Genomic DNA, 804 nt, shown 5'->3' on the forward strand with positions numbered 1-804 from the left:
GGCGCTACGGCAGCTTTGTAAGCTATGCGCTGAAAGCCAATGGTTTGCGGATCATATCGCTGCGACGCCGGTGGTCTTGGATGATTTACTTGATCCGAAATCGTTATATTCGCCGCCTCCGCGCGAGGCGCTGAGCGATGAGCTTCGCCAGTCTTTACTTCGTATTCCTGAGGATGACTTAGAAGCGCAGATGGATTGTCTGCGCAATTTCAAACAGTCACATATGTTGCGTGTAGCGGCGGCCGAGATAAGCGATGTACTACCTGTCATGAAAGTAAGTGATTACTTAACCTGGCTTGCCGAGGCGTGTGTTGAAGCAGCGATGGAAATCGCATGGCGAAATTTGGTGCAAAAGCATGGTTATCCATCAGCGAAAGGGCGGGCTATTGAACCGGTAGATTGCGCCGGCTTTGCAGTCGTCGGTTATGGCAAGTTGGGCGGTATAGAGCTTGGGTATAGTTCGGATCTGGATATGGTGTTTATCTACAACGCGGAAGATTTTGGTTCGACTGATGGAGATAAGCAGATCAATAACCAACTGTTTTACACCCGGCTAGGTCAGCGACTTGTGCATATACTGGGAGCGCAGACAACGCAGGGCTATTGCTACGAAGTAGATATGCGTTTACGGCCATCTGGTAACTCTGGCATGTTGGTTTCTTCGCTCGCAGCTTTTGAAAAGTATCAGCATAACGATGCTTGGACGTGGGAGCATCAGGCGCTCGTTCGGGCTAGGTTTATTGCTGGCGATTCTGCTTTAGGAGGCGAGTTCGATCGAGTGCGTCAGGACGTGCTTTGCAAGCA

General features: G+C 50.5%; 1 pseudogene. It reads left to right on the forward strand.

Annotation, left to right across the window (positions count from 1 at the left end):
- A pseudogene (locus A3750_RS19615) lies at nt 1-804 on the forward strand (bifunctional glutamine synthetase adenylyltransferase/deadenyltransferase); the annotation flags it as partial.

This window comes from Oleiphilus sp. HI0079 (assembly GCF_001635105.1).